Genomic DNA, 16,480 nt, shown 5'->3' with positions numbered 1-16,480 from the left:
TATCAGTTCACGAATATAAATTGAGTGGAGGGAGAGTTGGAAAATTTCGAAGATATCCGCTGGATAAAGCAAAAAGCCCCCTTACTCTATAACGTAAGGGGACTTGAGTCATCGGGCAAGAATGGGGGCTATCCTCTACTGTTTCCCATCCAAATTCTCAACTCGGCGGAAGACCATGGAGATGACAAGAAGTACCAAGGGGACTGCCGCGCATATAATAATGCCGAAGTAACCTGTTATTTTATCGAAATTGCCTATTTCAATAAAACTTTGGGGATACATGCTCAGGGAAAATAATAAAATTAACGGGAGATAACAGATGTACCTGTTCCACTTTTGGGTGAGCTGGCTGATCCCCGCAACAATATAGAAATAATAGTTTGAGGCGGTCATGAAGATTTTGATCGTCCACAAAATGATAAATAATATTTCAAATCGTTCCAGGAATGCACCGGGGAATTCAATTTGCTGTGCAAAAGAAACGACCGGCCATTGCAATCGGGAAACTTCTTCAACTGACATACAGCCAACGACCATCGTTACCATCAAGAGATACAAACCCATTGCAATCGAGTAGCCGATCCAGCCTGCCTTCCACGCCTTTTGTGGATTGGCCATAACATTTGTTAATATGAGCACCGATTCAAAACCCATTGCCGAAAAAGGTACAACTTTAAGAGATTGGAAGATCGGGCCCCATCCTTTATGAAAAACAGGACGCAAATTATCGATGTCAAAATGATTGATATTGAAAACGATCAACAATAAAAAAACAATAAGGGTTAAAGGAAAAAAAAGCTCGACCAATCGAACCATCGCATGGAGACCGCCCCAAGTCAAATACCCTATAAGCAGAAGAAACGGAAAAATAATCATGCCTATTGGCGTTCTCTCCAATGCAAGGCCTTTGAGGAATTCCGCCATCATTCTGCATACAAGCGAGCAGATCATCGTGCAATATACAATAAATGCGATATTGATGAGTTGACCGATGAATTTACCTGCGATCACAGGATTGAACTCATAGAACGTCTTCCCTGGAAATCGTTGACACAATTTAACATGGATAAAAATCACGCCTATCCCAAGCAGACTTGCCAGCAAAAGTCCCTGCCACACGTCGGGCGTTTTTGTCTGCTCCGCAATGGTTCTTGGTAAACTGACAATACCCACAGCATACACGGTCGAAGTGACGGTAAATAAGGCTTGCAGAGTAGATATTTTTTCCTGTTTCATGGAAGGTATGTTGGACATTACGCTCCCTCTCCTTTTGTATAAGCACCTGTTCGTTCGATCTGTACTTTAGCTTGAACATAGATCGGTATTTGACTGAATGTATCTTGCCAATTTTCCTTTACCCGATCCCAGTAAGCGGGATAGTTCACTTTTACTTTTGTGCCAAAACCGACTACATCTGCTCTCATTTCTTTCTGGAGCGTGTTTAACGATAGGGATACTGTTTGTTTGATTTCATCTTGCGCCGCTTCTTTAGCGGTTTGGATGAATGATTCCTTCAGGAAGTCTACAGAATTATCCGAGCTTTCGTTTAGTTTGATATCTGCTTTAATACGAACTGTGAATGAGAGATCCTGCCCGTTGAGGTGGGGGATAAGTTTTGTATGGACATCCTCAACTTCAAACACCATGGATTGTTCCGATTTTGGGCCTTCGGTTCTAATAATTGAACCCTTCGTTTTTCCCAGCATCCAGTTGATCCCGGTGACTTCCTTTTCATCTATCCAATTAGCAAATTTCTTCGTTTTACCGCGGACCAAAGCTGCGCCTGAGAAGTGGTTGCCTCCATTGGTTTCTATGCATTGAATGATGAAGTCAGCGTCTTGTGAAGTGTGTGTAGAGATTTCTCCTAATGTTATTTCTTGGGGAATCTCGGAGTTGAGATCGCTATTTTTGGCCAAAGCCTCAAGGTCAATGGTAGGTATATCTTGATGTTTGCCCATCTTATTAAACGCTTCTTTCGCGCTGCCTTTTGTGATCATGACAAGTGATTTTCGACTCGGTTTATAGGAGCGAGTAAACGTATCTAACAATTGGTCGATTCTTGTTTTTTGTATAGCTTGGTCACTAATTAAAATCAAGCGAATAAAACTATATAAAGGAGCATGGGATACCTGCTTGGCCTGTTCCCTGGAGGCAGACTGAATGGAATCCTTGTTAAAGGTGGTTACGTTGCTGTACATACTTTTTTTGGATTTCTGAGCTATTAAGTGCTGGTAGGTTAGTTCCAACATATCCTGATCCATATCAATTGCGACGCCCTGAATGATACTCAATTTATCGATCTCCTTGCTATCCCAACAACCGATGAGGAGGGCACATGCGATCCATACGGTGATGCATTTTTGCACCCAGAGGGTTCGACGAAACAGAAAGATATAGGAGCGCATAGGCTTACTTCCTTTTCCATTTAGAATGTGTCTCATCCTTTGTCTTTAGCATCAAAGGACGCTTTTTGAGATATTTAAAAGGAACCCGAACGAAAGTATCCTGTTGATCTCTTAGCCGAATTGGGGCTAGAGGTGACATGTAAGGAACTCCAAAGCTTTTGATCTGGACCATGTGTACGCCTAAGCAAATAAAGGCTAAAATCACGCCATACAGCCCATAAATCCCTGCAATCATCATAATGGGGAAACGAAGAAGCCGTATTCCAATACTCCCGCTGTACTGCGGGCTTGCAAAGGACGCGATGGCCGTAAGACCAACGACAATAATCAGAAAAGCACTTACGACCGCCGCCTCGACCGCTGCTTGTCCAATCACAAGACCGCCTACAATACCGATGACTTGTCCTATGCCTTTAGGTAGCCGCAGACTTGCCTCGCGTAATATTTCCAATGATAACTCCATAATTAGAGCTTCCACAAAAACGGGAAAAGGAATTCCTTCCCTTGAGGCAACGATAGACATCACCAGCTCAGGCGGGATTAATCCAGGATGGAAAGAAATAAGTGCAACGTATAGCGAAGGCAGGAATGTTGCAATGAACAGAGCCATTAAACGAAGCATACGAAAAAATGTTCCTAAAGGGAAACGCTCGTAATAATCCTCTGGGGATTGAGCCAGCATCCAGAAGGTCATGGGAGCAATCAGGACAAAAGGAGTGCCATCAAGCATAATGACAACTCTTCCGGACATTAAAGCATTTATAGCTTTATCCGAGCGTTCAGAGGCTTGAATCTGTGGGAATGGAGACCATGAATGTTCCTCAATCCATTGCTCAATAATCCCGGTATCGGAAGCATCGTCCACATCAATCGTTTCGACTCTTCGTTTAACTTCCTGAACTAGCTCTGGATTTGCGATATCTGATATGTACAAGATCGCTAATTTCCGTGAAGATCTCCTTCCTATGGTCATTTTATCTATTTTGAAACTTAGATCTTTGATATGCCGCCTTACCATTGCCAAGTTGCTTTCCAAATCTTCAATAAAACCTTCTCTCGGCCCTCTAACCAAAGTTTCGGTGCTCGGTTCATCGACACTTCGCGAAGGAAACTGGCCCGTAGAAGCAAAAAAAACTTCATCGGTTCCTTCGATCAGCAGACAAGTATTTCCCGATAACACTTCAATTACACATGTCTCAAGGTCTGCCCCTTCTTTCGTACCGATCGTAAATGCCGTCTGCTGTATCAGTTCCTCCTTTATTTTCTCCAGATTAACTTGGGAGTGGTTTTCACGGATTCCAGTCAAAATGAGTGGCTTAACGATTTGTTCGTTAATTATGCCCGTATTCGCAATACCGGAGAGATAAACCATCACTACATGAATTCCCGTTTGTCCCACGTCCATTTTTTTGAAGACGACATCAGGAAGATGACCCAGGGTCTTTTTTAGATGGTCCAATTTCTCCTCGAGTGATCTCGCCATGACTTGTCCTCCTTCAAAAGCTTAAATCAACGATATACATGTAATATGTGTAAAATGGTAATATATATTCATGAAATGGTAATTTAGCGTGTTCGACGATGGAGGAGCTGAAGACGTGAGAGACAGAGGGAGTTTTTTGGAGTATATGTAAACAAAAACGAACACCAGTGGTGTCCGTCGTTGGTCATACATATGAGGCGAGAGTGCTCTATCCCTAAGATAACGCCATATAAACTACTCCGAGTGGAGGTCACTTTTTGAACTGGTAGAAATGTGCCTCCAACATGCTCAGAGAAAGCTCGGCAGTAGTGGCTACCACGATATCCGCACCTTGCATTTGCGAAGGTGTTCCTACACCGACCGCGAACATCCCGGCGCCTTTGATCGCCTGTATGCCAGCCTGTGCGTCCTCTATACCGATACAGTCGGCAGGCTGAACGCCCAGATTTGCGGCTCCGGTGAGGAAAATTTCCGGGTCAGGTTTGCCATGCCGAATGGCGGTAACATCCACCACACTGTCAAAATAGTACGCTAGCTCCAGTCGCTCCAGGATAAATGCTGCATTTTTGCTTGCAGAGGCCAGCGCGATGCCGATTCGGGCTTCACGAAGCTCTGTCAGAAGCGCTTTAATGCCTGGAAGAATGTCCGAGGGAGTTACAGCTGAGATGAGCCGCTGATACTCCGTATTTTTCCGTGTGGCCAGTTCTTGCTTGCCTTCTTCTGAAAACGTATCGGACAGGTTACCGCGCGCCAGTATTTTGTCGAGCGATTCCGTACGGCTGATTCCTTTTAACTGTTCATTGAATTCCCGATCAAAAGGGATGCTAAGCGCTGCCGCCAAGCTGCCCCATGCCTGAAAATGATATTCGGCGGTATCTGTAATGACTCCGTCCAGATCAAAAATGACTGCTTTCATTTGGTTTCCCCCCTGTCTGCCCGATTTATGAAACGCTGTTCGTCATTAACGACTGTCCACTGGTAATGTGCGTTGGCTCTCCATACAGCTCCAGCGTCAGCGGTTCTCCGTCCAACAGGGTAATGATCACTTCATTTTCCTGTACGAGAATACTTAACAAGCGACCGCGATAGTTGATTTTAAACGTATATTTGTTCCAGCCTTGAGGCAGGAAGGGGGAGAAGCTTAATGTTTCACGATACGTTCTCATCCCGGCAAATCCCTGTACAATCGCCAGCCAGCTTCCTGTCATGGAAGTGATATGAAGTCCGTCTTCGGTATCGTTATTGTAGTTATCCAGATCCAGACGGGCCGTCCGCTTATACATCTCGACTGCCTTTTCCTCCATTTTGAGTTCGGCAGCCAGCACGGCATGAATGGACGGGGACAGACTGGATTCATGAACAGTCATTGGCTCGTAAAATGCAAAATTGCGCGCTTTTTCCTCCAGCGTAAACTGGTCTCCAAAGAAATACAGCCCTTGCAGCACATCTGCCTGCTTAATGAAGCAGGAACGAAGGATTTTATCCCATGACCATTTCTGGTTTAGTGGAAGGTTGCTGGGATCAAGGGAGGATACAGGCTGCAAATCCTTATCCATAAAGGTATCGTGCTGTACGAAGACTTCCCGCTCCTCATCATAGGGATAATACATGTGAGTGATGATATCCTGCCAATGGGCAAGCTCATCAGCCGTAACCGCTAGATGCATTGATTTTTCTGCTGAAATTTGAGGTAAGACCGATAAGGTATATTTCAAAACCCATGCAGCCAGCGTGTTGGTATACCAGTTGTTATTGACGTTATTTTCGTATTCGTTCGGCCCGGTAACCCCGTGGATCATATACTGCTGCTGGCTTTTGGAAAAGTGAACCCGGTCGGCCCAGAAGCGGCTAATTTCGACCAGTACATCTATGCCGTACTGATGAAGGTAGGAGGAGTCCCCCGTATAGTTGGTGTAATTGTAAATGGCATACGCAATGGCCCCGTTACGGTGGATTTCCTCAAAGGTAATCTCCCATTCGTTATGGCACTCCACACCTGTAAAAGTGACCATAGGGTATAGTGCACCCCGTAGCCCTTGCTGGGCTGCGTTATGCTTGGCACCCTCTAGTTGTTGGTGACGGTACAGCAGCAGATTTCGGGTTACATCCGGGTCTGCAAGCGCCAGGTACATAGGCACGGCATATGCTTCTGTGTCCCAATAGGTGGCACCACCATATTTTTCACCTGTAAAGCCCTTGGGACCAATGTTCAGACGGGCATCTTCGCCGTAGTACGTAGAGAACAGCTGAAAAATGTTAAAGCGTATTCCCTGCTGGGCCTCTGTATCTCCCTCGATTTCTACATCGGCTTTGTCCCAACGTCGGGCCCAAGCTGCGATATGCTCCTGCTTGAGCGAAGCATAGCCTTTGTTCACAGCTTCCACGGCAAGTCGTTCAGCTTGTGGAATTAACGCATCCTTTTCCATATCCCGTGAGGTGGTAACCGCCACAATTTTTTGCAGCTGGATACTGTCGCCCGGAGCGACGCTGTATTGATAGTGGCGTGCAGCATACAAAAAGCTCTCTTCCGTCGTCTGCAGATCCTGTCCCTCGGTCACAATACCCATGGTAGCGTTTACGGTAAAGCGCGGAATACCGAAGGGATTATCTATAGTTGTTGTGGACAGGCTGATGAATTGTTCTTGAACTTCTCGGGCCTCCTCCAACCAAAAAACCTCATCATAGTTCGTGTCTTCATTCTTCGTATTGCCGTCCAAATAAGGGACAAGCTCTATGGTTAGAGGCTGCTCGCTTATATTCGTTGCTTGGTAATCAATCAGGCATAGCTCACGAGTGGTGATGCTCAGAAAACGCTCCGTAGTGATACGAACCTGATCGTTCACGGTGCAGGTGCGTCGCAGGATACCCTGTTTCATGTCCAACTCCTGCACAAAATCGCTGATGTGTGCCGTAAATAAGTCTACTTCCTCTTGGTTTATGATCAGACGGATGCCGATGAAGTTCATGGCATTGATGACCTTACCAAAATATTCAGGATAGCCGTTTTTCCACCAGCCGACCTTTGTTTTGTCGGGGAACCATACACCGGAGATATAAGTTCCCTGATGATGATCACCTGAATAAGCTTCTTCAAAATTGCCGCGCATGCCCATATAACCGTTGCCTATGGACGTTATACTTTCCTGTAATCGCATGTGTGTGCTATGTAGAGTGTGTGTTGTCAGCTTCCAGCTATCTACGTCAAATAATCGGTTGTAAACCATGATTGCGTACCCCTCTCGGAAAATGAGATCGTTGTTTTAACGAAACCAGTATATGAGCGAGTTCAGTATATAGTGCAACCGTTTGCCCTGTCAACGCAAAAAAACTGATTTTATGGGTTTCCACAAAATCAGTTCTTGTTCATTCCGCTAAGAATCATAGTAATTGGCTGGATTTGCGCTCCACGATTCGGTGGGGAACAATGATGTGTTTGGTCAATTCCTTGGGGTCCTCGATTTTTTCAATCAGGCTTTTGGCTGCCTGATAACCTAGAGTAAAGATATCAATATCCACGGAAGTCAGAGGGGGATTCATCAGCTCAGCTAGCATTAGATTATTGAAGCTCACCATGGATAACTGCTCTGGCATGGACACGCCTAGCTGAGAAAGCATTTTCTGTACTGCCATGGCTACAAGGTCGTCGCTAACGATCATCGCGGTAGGCGGCGGGGTGGCCTGCAATAATGTCCGCATGTCCTCCAGATTAAATGGCTCCCTGACCACGTATTCCTTGGGTAAAGGCAAGCCTGCCTCTCGCAACGCATCCTGGTAGCCTCGAAGTCTTTCAATATTCACGATGTGTTCATGATCACCGCCAACATAAGCAATGTGCTGATGATTCAGCCCAGTCAAATAAGTGACCACATCCTTGGCAGCCTGGTAGTTATCGTTATCTACATGGGTAGTTTCACTGACAAATTGCTGAGGCTTACCGATTACGGTGTAAGGTATTTTTTCTTTATGAAGGTACTCCACAATGCTATCTTTTTGCTTGGAGTACAGAACAATATAGCCGTCAACACGCCCGGTCCGGGTCATCAGCTTCACGCGGGATAGCAATTCATCGCTCGTTTTTCCTGTGACAATGGACAGTGTATAGTTGTGCTCATTTACCCATTCGCTGATCCCACGAAGGCTTTCCGGAAAGAACGGATTTTGAAAGATTGCCACATCCGATTCAGGCATAATGATGCCAATTGACTGTGTGACACGGTTAGCCAGACTCTGAGCTGAATAGTTGGGTTCATAGCCAAGCGCCTTCATTTCTTTACGGACACGTGCCTTGGTCGCTTCGCTGATTTTGGGGCTGTCTTGAATGACACGGGATACGGTGGAAGTAGCAACATTAGCACGTTTTGCGACATCTTTGATGGTTACTGCCATCGTCTTCGTCTCCTTTTGCTATCTCAAGCAGGAAATATTATGTTCTATCATACGATATTGCTCGAAAATCAACAAATTCGCGGCTTTTTCGAGTATTTCTATGATCATTAGCCAAGATATTTACAATTAGGGTATTGCCAATAGAAAGCGATATCATTATAATAATTGTGCAACCGATTGCATAATGTTTATAGGGTACAAACAACGCTGTACATACTATAAGGGATGGGGATTGAAGGAGCATGAAAAAACTTCTATCATTTGATTTTTGGCAAAAGCTCGGGAAAGCACTGCTAGTGGTTGTTGCTGTTATGCCGGCAGCCGGGATTATGATTTCGCTTGGTAAAGTAGTGGCGATGTTGGCTGGTGATATCCATTTCTGGTTGACCGTCGGCGGGGTTATGGAGAATTTGGGTTGGGGTATTATCAATAATTTACACATACTGTTTGCCGTGGCGATTGGTGGTTCCTGGGCTAAGGAACGGGCGGGCGGAGCTTTTGCGGCCTTAATTGCCTTTATTCTCATTAATATTTCAACAGGAACGATTTTGGGTGTGTCCTCGAAAATGCTAACCCAGGAGGGTGCCACCACCCACACTCTTTTTGGTGCATCCATTCCGGTTAGTGGCTATTTTACCTCTGTCTTAGGGGCACCTGCACTTAATATGGGTGTGTTTGTCGGTATCATCTCCGGCTTTGTCGGAGCCGTGGTATTTAACAAGTACTACAATTACCGCAAGCTGCCAGATGCTTTAGCTTTTTTTAACGGCAAACGTTTTGTTCCTTTTGTCGTGATTTTATGGTCTGTCATCGTAAGTTTGATCATGTCTGCCATCTGGCCATTTGTTCAGGGGGGGATTAATCAGTTCGGTATTTGGTTAGCGACTTCAGGGGAGTCGGCTCCTTTTGTAGCGCCATTTGTCTATGGTACACTGGAAAGACTACTAATTCCTTTTGGACTTCACCATATGCTGACCGTTCCTATTAACTATACTCAACTTGGTGGCGTTTACACGACACTTACGGGTTCCGGGGCAGGAAGCGTCGTTGCCGGGCAAGATCCGCTGTGGCTGGCTTGGGCAAGTGACCTGAGTGCGCTTCGTGGTACTGATCCGACAGCCTACAATAGCTTGTTGGAAGGCGTGACGCCTGCTCGCTTCAAGGTAGGACAAATGATCGGTGGAGCAGGAATCCTTATGGGACTAGCGGTGGCTATGTATCGCCGTGTAGACAAAGATAAACGCAGCAAGTACAAGTCGATGATCTTTTCGGCAGCCGCAGCTGTCTTTTTAACAGGGGTAACGGAGCCACTGGAATTCATGTTTATGTTCGTGGCGCCTGTGCTGTATGTGGTTTATGCTATTCTTACCGGTATTGCGTTCGGAATGGCCGACATCATACATTTACGTTTACATTCGTTTGGTATGATTGAACTGCTGACCCGAATGCCGTTGTCTATAAATGCGGGTTTGGTGCAGGATATTATTAACTTCGTGCTGACTTGTGTGGTGTTTGCTGTAGCAACCTACTTTATCGCGTATTTTATGATCGGTAAATTGAAAATGGCTACGCCGGGAAGACTGGGGAACTATACGGATGAGGAGCCTCAAGGGACTTCCGTGGCTGGGAGTACGAAGACAGAGGGTGTGGCAGCTGTTTCCACTCAAAATCAACTGGCTACGGATATCATCAAGACGCTTGGGGGTGAGCAGAACATTGTCGAGGTGGACGCTTGCATGACCCGTCTGCGTGTGACGGTGAAGGATACGGATGCCGTTGGGGACGAAAAGACGTGGAAAGCGCTGGGTGCCTTAGGCTTGATAAAAGTAGATAATGGGGTGCAGGCGGTTTACGGACCGAAGGCCGATGTGCTTAAATCAGATATACAAGACATACTCAACAGGTGATTACTTTGAAGTTGTTAACCTTAAATGCACATGCTTGGATGGAAGAAAACCAGCATGATAAGCTAAAGCAGCTGGCTGCTTTTATTGATGAACAGCAGTTTGATGTCATTGCTTTGCAGGAAGTGAACCAGTCCATGGAAGACACTCCTTTGTCGCCGGACGATTTGGGCGCTTATTATAGCGCAGATCCTGAAGTTGTCATTAAGCGTGATAACTATGCTTATGTGCTGAACGGGCTATTGTCCGATGCTTATCAGTGGACGTGGGCTCCCGCACATGTTGGTTTTGCCAAATACGACGAGGGTTTGGCGATTCTGTCCAAAACACCGATTACAGCTACGGTGAACGAATATGTTTCCTCGCTACAGGATTATGACAACTACCGCTCACGTAAAATTGTCGGCGTTCAAACTGTGGTGGACGGAGTGCGGGCCTGGTTTGTAAGTGGACATTATAACTGGTGGAATGATGAAGAATCCTTCCGTGGACTATGGGATCGTACAACCAAAGTGCTAAATTCTTTTGCTCCGACTCCTGTGTTTATGATGGGTGATTTCAACAACGCGGCTGAAGTACGCGGAGAAGGATATGACTATGTACTGCAATCCGGCTGGTCGGACACCTATCCGAATGCAGCAGTACGTGATGAAGGCCACACAGTGATTAAAGCTATTGCTGGTTGGGAAAGTAATGCGGAGCCGCTCCGTATTGACTTTATCTTCTCCAATAAGGCTGCACAGGTTCAATCCTCAACCGTTGTACTGAACGGGAAAACGGGACCAGTTGTATCGGATCATTTTGGGGTTGCAGTTGAGTTGGAGCTGTGAGAAAGAAAGGAGGCCAGTTGCTTATGCAATTGGCCTTTTTCTTATAGATTTCGACTTGAAACGAATAACATATTGGATAACTATAGCGATCAACACCAAAATCAAATTGTAGTAAAAGGGAGTGTTGATGCTAAACTGTTCTATGAGTGCACCTGCGATGATCGGAGACACAATGGCCCCCAATTCAGACAAAGATACAACGTTGCCGATAAATGAGCTTCTATTCTCCTCAGGAATAACATCCCCTAGTTGCGAGTAAAAGGAATCCAGATAGCTGGCTCCTCCTATACCTCCGATGAACATCCCTAAGTATACGATCCACGGTTCTGTGAACCAAAGAAATAAGATGATTTCCACCATGATCAACAATAGACCGATGATACAAAGCATCAAGCGATCCTTAAGTAGATCAGATAGTTTGCCAATAAAGGGGGCTGATATGAAGGTCGATATGCCGATAATGGTAAAAGCTAAGCTAATTTCTGCGGGGCTCCAATGGAGCTTGTAGGTTGCATATATGGAGAAGTACGTTAAAAATATAGCGAATGCACTCATTTCAAGGAAATGAACGGTGGAATAGAGCAGTAGCTGTTTCGTTAGCATGGTTTTTCTTTTCGACTCATGAAGGGGTGCGTGCTGTTGCTGAGGTTTGGAAGAGAGACTGGGGAAAGTCATTCTGGAGACGGCAACGAAGGATATACATGAGAAAATAGCAACGAAATAAAACGGAATGGATAAAGAAAAATAAGAAACAATAGCTCCACTCATCAGAGGCCCTAAAATCATACCGGCACCTTCACTGCTGCTGATATATCCATTGAGCATGCCTCGATTATCTGCGGTGCTCATATGGTTGATCGTGACTCTTACAAAGACGGTTAGCCCTATGGCTACCAAGCCTTGGAGGAGCCTCAGTAGGGATAGAATGATGAAGCTTGTTGCAATCGGAAACAGGAGCATACAAGCGATTTCGGCAATGAGTAAGCTCAACCCCAAGCGTTTTGCGCCAATCTTTTCATAAATTCGTCCTGCCAAGCCTCCACCAAGAAATCTACCTACATAAAATAGAGAAAATAAAATGCTCATGCCGAGTACGGATATCCCGAATTGCTCTACATAAATAGCAAAGAGTGGAAGGATCATACTTCCACTCATGTTAGCAATAAGGCTGATCACAATCATACAGGCAATATTACGATTTAAATATAAGTGTCTCACCATAACCTCGAAACCTCTCTTTGGTCTTGCATCATGGGAACCGTTATTCGGATTGCACCTGATTACGGGTAAACGGCTTCAGGTCGAGTTAGTAGGTTCCCATATAGGGTACGCAAGCGAGTTCCTCGCGGTGCCTAAATCCCATTGCAATGATGGAGGTATGGAGCAGCGGATGGGGGAAAGCTTGATTAGAGCATGGTGTTGCCTTTAGACTGGAAAGCCGCCTCCTGGTGGTGGCCAAGCTCCATAAATCCGGCGTAGCAGCACGATTTCACCCAAATGATATGAATTGTGGGAAGCGATATTCCGCAGCAGTCCTGCTTTCGTTTCACCTGGAAAATGAGCTAGTGAATCATCCAGTTGTGCGGTTTCGGCAATCTGCACAGCCTGATCTACGCCCTGTAAAAATTCGTTAATGACAGCCTGCCATGCCTCTTCGTTCTGCGGTCCAGTCTCTTCGGTCCAGCTTTCCATGACATTGCCCGGAAGCTGGGGTTTTCGTCCTTCCAAATGCTCCAGCATGAACTGCTGCCAGTAAATCATATGCTTCAGCAGTTGATAAATGCTGTAAGGCATTTCTGCATTTTTCTTCCCTGCCAGCTCGACGTCGATGTCTGGTAAAGCCCGAGCTACTCGAATATGTCCACGTTCCCCGACCAGTGATTTAACCAGTGCTTGACCGAATAATTGGTTTGCATCCGACATGTATCATCATCCCTTCTATGGAGAACTTGTTTCTAGCTTATTCTCATTTTACGATTATACAATTATATTTTATAAAATGGAAATGAATGCATGATTTAAAGTAAAGGGTAGAAATCTTTTTAATAAAGTGGTTGATAATTGTTCTCAATTAAATTACAATAATATTGTTTCAATAGAAACAATAAAAATGGCTGTATATGTTTGTTTGATATATACGGAAATGTTAAGGGGAGCTTTCTGTATGTATATATTGTTTCATGTGAAACAATTAGGTGGTGGGAATAAAGATTTTAGATAGGGGTGTGAACATGGATTACGAAGTGATTGTAGTAGGCGGCGGACCTGTTGGAATGTGGTTAGCTGCTGAGTTGGCATTAGCAAGCGTAAGCGTATGTGTAATTGAACGTTTAGAGGAGCCTAGTGGCCAGTCGCGTGCGCTTACGCTACATCCACGGACGCTTGAGATGTTTGATATGCGTGGATTGAAGGAGCGGTTTATGAAGCGCGGCAGACCTATACGTACGGGTCACTTTTCAATGCTGAATACCCGCTTGGATTTTTCTGTGCTTGATAGTTCTTCTAATTACACGTTGTTTATTCCACAGGTGATTACAGAGCAAGTGATCGAGGAGCATGCGCTCAAGCTGGGAGTTGTCGTCCATCGTGGCATGGAAGTGGTATCTGTGCGAGAGCACGAGCAGGGCGTAGAGGTGGTAGGTGTATGCACATCTGGACCACAAGCCAATGTATCGGTGATGACTGCTGCTTATGTCGTAGGAGCGGATGGGGCTGGGAGTATCGTGCGTAAACAAGCCGGGATTGCTTTTCCGGGCACGGATACGACTCTGACCGCTGTATTGGCAGATGTAGAGTTAGCCAATCCGCCTGAAAGTGGCGTACATTCCGAATATAGTGAACGAGGTGGGGTGATGATTGCCCCCGTGTATCCAGATATTTATCGGGTTATTTTGACTACACCGCGAATGATGGAGTTTCCGAAGGACGTACCTGTGACGCTGGAAGAAGTGCAGACAGGACTGTATGATCTGCTCGGTACAGATCTTGGCGTATCCAATCCTCGCTGGTTATCTCGATTCGGGAATGCAACGCGGCAGGCGCAGACCTATCGTAAAGGGAGAATCCTGCTAGCAGGTGATGCTGCGCATATCCACTTCCCAGCAGGTGGGCAGGGAATGAATGTTGGCTTGCAAGAGGCGGCAAATCTGGGATGGAAGCTGGCCGGAGTGATTCGTGGCTGGGCTCCAGACACGCTGCTGAGTAGCTATCATGACGAACGTTATCCGGTTAATACGCAGTTCTTACGGAATACCGAGGTTCAGACCCGCTTATTGGGCTTTACGCCTGCTGTATTGGCACACCGCCAATTACATGAGGAATGGTTCCGCCATCCGGGAATTAATCAATCTATGGCAGAGCAGATTAGTGCACTGGATGTATGTTATCCGGCGGCTGGCAATATACCGCAGCATCCACTGAACGGGAAACGGTTTGCTGATTTTGAATTGCATTTGCCTGACGGAATGACATCGTATGCTTACGATCTTCTTCATGAAGGCTGCTTTGTACTTCTCCATCTTGCACAGGATAATGAGGTATCGAATGAGTTTCGCCATAGCTCACTTTCACATATTTCATATGTGGAGGCCGTAGCCGAAGAATTGCCCGTGGGATGGAGAGATGTGCATACGGTTCTCATCCGTCCGGATGGGTATATCGCTTGGGCCATTTCTATGAAACAAACGGATATATTGAGTGTGATTAAGGACGGCATTGCCACATTGGTATAAAGGGGAAAGGGTATGTTCATAACATGACCATATTGTTTCTTGTGAAACAAATGTGGGCTATAATGAAAGGAGGAGTATGCCAAAGGAGTGACTACTTGTTCGTATGGAAAAGGCGACATCGGTTCAGCATGTCTATGATTTGCTTATTAAGATGAATCACCAGTGGGAGCAGCATCAGCAAAGAGAGAGCATGACCTTTCTCGAAGAAATCCGCGAGCACTTTGATGGAATGACTTCGCTCAATATGACGGATGTGCACGTTATGGATTGTATCGGGCGGCATGAGCCGATTAATGTTACGACATTAGCGGATCGAATTGAGCTGAGCAAGGGTACAGTTTCGAAAGTCAGCACCAAGCTGCTCAAGGAAGGCTGGATTCGCAGAACCCAGCTTAACGACAACAAGAAAGAAATTTATTTTCGGTTAACCCCTTTGGGGAAAAGACTCTTTCTTGTGCATGAACGACTGCATGTTAAGGTACAGCAGCAGTTATTTCAATTTTTAAATCGTTATAGCTCGGAAGATCTGAATGTCTTGAAACGTCTGCTGTCCGATGGTGTAGATCTCTTGGAAGCTATGGAGTGGCAGGACAAGAGTCTGGACTAAAGGGATATCTAATCATCAACGATGGGCACCTGTTAATCTCCAAGTAATAGATACATGGGGAGATGCAGGTGCTTTTCTTTTAATGTCAGCATTTTGCATAATTCGATTCCCAACGCTCGAGGGTACAATATATAGACGGGCTAACCCGTTCCGATCTATATATTGCTGATTTGTGAATACTCTTGGGATTTATGCAAAATGCTTAGTGTAATAGCCGTTTTGCTTCCATATAGAGCACCTGTACGAATTTTTTCGTATTAATGCGGGCTTGGGACAGTGAAGGCTCCACATTGTTTTGCAGCTCCAGCATTTTTTTGCGGATTTCTGTAAAATCAAAAAATTTGGATGCATAATTTTCAAATTTAGGATGGGTATAGTCAGTCAATCCGAGCGATACTATATGGCTTAGCGTCTGGAAAATAGCACGGCGGACACGTTGCTCCGATGCTTTGATTTCCTTACTCAGCTCTACTGCTGAGGCTGAAGCCCCTAACCGTTTGGACGCTACATTAGCAAATATATCCTTCAACGGCGGGAACAGATAGGGAGATAGATTGCCTGTTTCCTCCTCATACTGGTCCAGAAATTCCAGCATGTCCAGTAAATCCATACTCCCGGCTTCGCCGATCATCCCCATTTCGGAGAGCAGAAACTGCCCGGAAGTTACGATGTTTCGGGTCGGTTCAATTGTTGCCGTTGGGTTATTCGTTGTGAACATCGACAACCCTTGAAGCGTGCGCTGAATATCCGTAATCGACTGCTGCATGCGCAGACGCTCAGCCACCTTATGAATAACTGCAATAATCTCCAGTCGATTCAAAGGCTTGGCCACATAATATTCAATACCGAGCGAGTATGCCTCGCCGATCATGTTTTTGGATTCGATGCGAGAAATCATAATGATTTTGCCGCTGAATTGATCGCCGAGTGCACGCACGGTCTGAATGCCGTCACGAAGCGGCATCAGCAAGTCAATCAGCAATACATCAATCCGGTTCAGCTCCAGGAGGCCGCTATTCACGTAGGTACCATCCTCTGCTTCCCCGATGACTTCTCCTAGACCTTCGTCTTCAATAATGTCTGCCAGCATAGAACGAATTCCCTGATCGTCATCCACAATATAAAAACGCATCC

The 16,480-nt window shown here is 45.6% G+C and carries 13 protein-coding genes; 4 read left to right on the top strand and 9 right to left on the bottom strand.

Annotated features, from left to right (window positions below; all coding sequences use genetic code 11):
• Nucleotides 1-135: 135 nt before the first annotated feature.
• From ACUYLD_RS20330 to ACUYLD_RS20305, 6 genes are all read right to left on the bottom strand, one after another.
• Nucleotides 136-1,254 carry a GerAB/ArcD/ProY family transporter gene (locus ACUYLD_RS20330; RefSeq protein WP_069290839.1) on the bottom strand — a complete coding sequence of 373 codons (1,119 nt, stop codon included), beginning with the start codon at nucleotides 1,252-1,254 and terminating at the stop codon, nucleotides 136-138.
• The gene (locus tag ACUYLD_RS20325) at nucleotides 1,254-2,405 is read right to left on the bottom strand and encodes a Ger(x)C family spore germination protein (RefSeq protein ID WP_446675852.1); all 1,152 of its coding nucleotides are present in this window, start codon (nucleotides 2,403-2,405) and stop codon (nucleotides 1,254-1,256) included. Before ACUYLD_RS20325 ends, ACUYLD_RS20330 begins: the two co-directional genes overlap by 1 nt.
• A 4-nt stretch (nucleotides 2,406-2,409) precedes the next feature.
• Nucleotides 2,410-3,888, bottom strand: a complete 1,479-nt coding sequence (locus ACUYLD_RS20320) for a spore germination protein (protein ID WP_446675851.1) — start codon at nucleotides 3,886-3,888, stop codon at nucleotides 2,410-2,412.
• 250 nt (nucleotides 3,889-4,138) lie between these two features.
• Nucleotides 4,139-4,804, bottom strand: coding sequence for a beta-phosphoglucomutase (gene pgmB / locus ACUYLD_RS20315; RefSeq protein WP_446675850.1), 666 nt, complete (start codon nucleotides 4,802-4,804; stop codon nucleotides 4,139-4,141).
• Between the two features lie 25 nt (nucleotides 4,805-4,829).
• A complete protein-coding gene (locus tag ACUYLD_RS20310) occupies nucleotides 4,830-7,112 on the bottom strand; it encodes a glycoside hydrolase family 65 protein (RefSeq protein WP_446675849.1) in 2,283 nt (760 codons plus the stop codon).
• Nucleotides 7,113-7,266: 154 nt separating this feature from the next.
• Complete coding sequence (locus ACUYLD_RS20305; RefSeq protein ID WP_103048414.1) at nucleotides 7,267-8,274, bottom strand: LacI family DNA-binding transcriptional regulator; 1,008 nt, start codon at nucleotides 8,272-8,274, stop codon at nucleotides 7,267-7,269.
• Nucleotides 8,275-8,516: 242 nt separating this feature from the next.
• Here ACUYLD_RS20305 and ACUYLD_RS20300 point away from each other — a divergent pair, with 242 nt between their 5' ends.
• Both ACUYLD_RS20300 and ACUYLD_RS20295 read left to right on the top strand, forming a co-directional pair.
• Nucleotides 8,517-10,181 (top strand): PTS transporter subunit IIBC, encoded by a 1,665-nt coding sequence (locus ACUYLD_RS20300; RefSeq protein ID WP_069290844.1) that lies wholly within the window; start codon nucleotides 8,517-8,519, stop codon nucleotides 10,179-10,181.
• A 5-nt stretch (nucleotides 10,182-10,186) separates the two neighbouring features.
• On the top strand, nucleotides 10,187-11,008 hold the full coding sequence (locus ACUYLD_RS20295; RefSeq protein WP_446675848.1) for an endonuclease/exonuclease/phosphatase family protein: 822 nt from the start codon (nucleotides 10,187-10,189) through the stop codon (nucleotides 11,006-11,008).
• A 21-nt stretch (nucleotides 11,009-11,029) separates the two neighbouring features.
• On the opposite strand, the gene ACUYLD_RS20290 is transcribed toward ACUYLD_RS20295, so the two are convergent.
• Nucleotides 11,030-12,229, bottom strand: a complete 1,200-nt coding sequence (locus ACUYLD_RS20290) for an MFS transporter (protein ID WP_322174141.1) — start codon at nucleotides 12,227-12,229, stop codon at nucleotides 11,030-11,032.
• A gap of 204 nt (nucleotides 12,230-12,433) precedes the next feature.
• Nucleotides 12,434-12,931, bottom strand: coding sequence for a DinB family protein (locus tag ACUYLD_RS20285; protein WP_446675847.1), 498 nt, complete (start codon nucleotides 12,929-12,931; stop codon nucleotides 12,434-12,436).
• Nucleotides 12,932-13,239: 308 nt separating this feature from the next.
• On the opposite strand from ACUYLD_RS20285, the gene ACUYLD_RS20280 reads away from it, so the two are divergent.
• On the top strand, nucleotides 13,240-14,739 hold the full coding sequence (locus tag ACUYLD_RS20280) for a monooxygenase (RefSeq protein WP_446675846.1): 1,500 nt from the start codon (nucleotides 13,240-13,242) through the stop codon (nucleotides 14,737-14,739).
• A gap of 103 nt (nucleotides 14,740-14,842) precedes the next feature.
• The gene (locus ACUYLD_RS20275; protein ID WP_446675845.1) at nucleotides 14,843-15,346 is read left to right on the top strand and encodes a MarR family transcriptional regulator; all 504 of its coding nucleotides are present in this window, start codon (nucleotides 14,843-14,845) and stop codon (nucleotides 15,344-15,346) included.
• Nucleotides 15,347-15,548: 202 nt separating this feature from the next.
• Here the strand turns inward: ACUYLD_RS20275 and ACUYLD_RS20270 are convergent, their stop codons facing one another.
• Nucleotides 15,549-16,478, bottom strand: a complete 930-nt coding sequence (locus tag ACUYLD_RS20270) for a response regulator (RefSeq protein WP_061831911.1) — start codon at nucleotides 16,476-16,478, stop codon at nucleotides 15,549-15,551.
• Nucleotides 16,479-16,480: the final 2 nt, after the last annotated feature.

The organism is Paenibacillus sp. SER-28, assembly GCF_052906305.1.
Note: the sequence above shows the minus strand (reverse complement) of the source record. Positions and strands in the feature narration are given on the sequence as shown.

Excerpts from the sequence above, each read along its gene's own strand:
- ACUYLD_RS20290 (WP_322174141.1), bottom strand. The coding sequence starts at position 12,229 with ATGGTGAGACACTTATATTTAAATCGTAATATTGCCTGTATGATTGTG.
- ACUYLD_RS20300 (WP_069290844.1), top strand. The coding sequence starts at position 8,517 with ATGAAAAAACTTCTATCATTTGATTTTTGGCAAAAGCTCGGGAAAGCA.
- ACUYLD_RS20270 (WP_061831911.1), bottom strand. The coding sequence starts at position 16,478 with ATGCGTTTTTATATTGTGGATGACGATCAGGGAATTCGTTCTATGCTG.
- ACUYLD_RS20275 (WP_446675845.1), top strand. The coding sequence starts at position 14,843 with ATGGAAAAGGCGACATCGGTTCAGCATGTCTATGATTTGCTTATTAAG.
- ACUYLD_RS20330 (WP_069290839.1), bottom strand. The coding sequence starts at position 1,254 with ATGTCCAACATACCTTCCATGAAACAGGAAAAAATATCTACTCTGCAA.
- ACUYLD_RS20305 (WP_103048414.1), bottom strand. The coding sequence starts at position 8,274 with ATGGCAGTAACCATCAAAGATGTCGCAAAACGTGCTAATGTTGCTACT.
- ACUYLD_RS20320 (WP_446675851.1), bottom strand. The coding sequence starts at position 3,888 with ATGGCGAGATCACTCGAGGAGAAATTGGACCATCTAAAAAAGACCCTG.
- ACUYLD_RS20285 (WP_446675847.1), bottom strand. The coding sequence starts at position 12,931 with ATGTCGGATGCAAACCAATTATTCGGTCAAGCACTGGTTAAATCACTG.
- ACUYLD_RS20310 (WP_446675849.1), bottom strand. The coding sequence starts at position 7,112 with ATGGTTTACAACCGATTATTTGACGTAGATAGCTGGAAGCTGACAACA.
- ACUYLD_RS20325 (WP_446675852.1), bottom strand. The coding sequence starts at position 2,405 with ATGCGCTCCTATATCTTTCTGTTTCGTCGAACCCTCTGGGTGCAAAAA.
- pgmB (WP_446675850.1), bottom strand. The coding sequence starts at position 4,804 with ATGAAAGCAGTCATTTTTGATCTGGACGGAGTCATTACAGATACCGCC.
- ACUYLD_RS20280 (WP_446675846.1), top strand. The coding sequence starts at position 13,240 with ATGGATTACGAAGTGATTGTAGTAGGCGGCGGACCTGTTGGAATGTGG.